Source organism: Polaromonas sp. P3_C2 (genome assembly GCF_056402675.1).
Genome location: NZ_JBFUGX010000962.1, coordinates 1 through 1,208, shown reverse-complemented (window position 1 = coordinate 1,208; position 1,208 = coordinate 1). Strand labels below are relative to the sequence as shown.

At 63.3% G+C, this 1,208-nt stretch carries 1 protein-coding gene; it reads left to right on the top strand.

Annotated elements, in window-relative coordinates; translation table 11 throughout:
• Nucleotides 1-1,123 (top strand): DUF3362 domain-containing protein (locus AC1DWI_RS23795; protein ID WP_477725991.1); only part of this gene is annotated, 1,123 nt, incomplete at its 5' end.
• Nucleotides 1,124-1,208 lie beyond the last annotated feature (85 nt).

Sequence of the window (1,208 nt, the reverse complement as noted above, 5' to 3'; positions counted from 1 at the left end):
CCATGACGGCGCCACCAAGATCCCGGCTTGGGAGATGATCCGCTTCAGCGTGAACATCATGCGCGGCTGCTTCGGCGGCTGCACCTTCTGCTCCATCACCGAGCACGAAGGCCGCATCATCCAGAGCCGCTCTGAAGATTCGGTGATCCGTGAGATCGAGGCCATCCGGGACACCGTCAAGGGCTTTACCGGCGCGATCTCCGACCTGGGCGGGCCGACTGCCAACATGTACCGCATCGGCTGCAAGTCGCCCGAAATCGAGGCTGCCTGCCGCAAGCCAAGCTGCGTGTACCCGGGCATCTGCTCCAACCTCAACACCGACCACAACCCGCTCATCAAGATGTACCGCCGCGCGCGGGCCTTGAAGGGCGTGAAGAAGATTCTCATCAGCTCGGGCCTGCGCTACGACCTGGCCGTGCAAAGCCCCGAGTACGTGAAGGAGCTCGTCAGCCATCACGTGGGCGGCTACCTCAAGATCGCGCCCGAGCACACCGAGCAGGGCCCGCTCACCAAGATGATGAAGCCCGGCATCGGCAGCTATGACAAGTTCAAGCAGATGTTCGACAAGTATTCGCTGGAAGCCGGCAAGAAGCAGTTCCTGATTCCGTACTTCATCGCCGCCCACCCGGGCACCAGCGACGAAGACATGATGAACCTGGCGGTCTGGCTCAAGAAAAACGGCTTCCGCGCCGACCAGGTGCAGACGTTTTACCCAAGCCCGATGGCCACGGCCACGACGATGTACCACACCAACAAGAACCCGCTGCGCAAGATCACGCGCGACAGCGAGACGGTGGACATCGTGCGCGGCGAGCGCCGCCGCCGGCTGCACAAGGCCTTTTTGCGCTACCACGACCCGAACAACTGGCCGGTGCTGCGCGAAGCGCTCAAGGCCATGGGCCGGGCGGATCTGATCGGTAACGGCAAGCACCACCTGATTCCGACCTTCCAGCCGATGACCGACGGCAGCTACACCAGCGCGCGGCGCAAGAACTCGACCGGCACTGCCGCCACGGTGAAAGCTTCGCCGGTGGTCAAGGGGCGCCTCTTGACGCGCCACACCGGCCTGCCGCCGCTGGCGCAGGGCGCCGGTGGCAAGCCCGGTGGCCGCAAGGGCCGCTAGGCGCTGCCAACGCAGGCATTTCGAGGTAAAAAGGCTCCGATGGAGCCTTTTTTATGACGAAATTGGCTTCTGACCCAATAGGAAC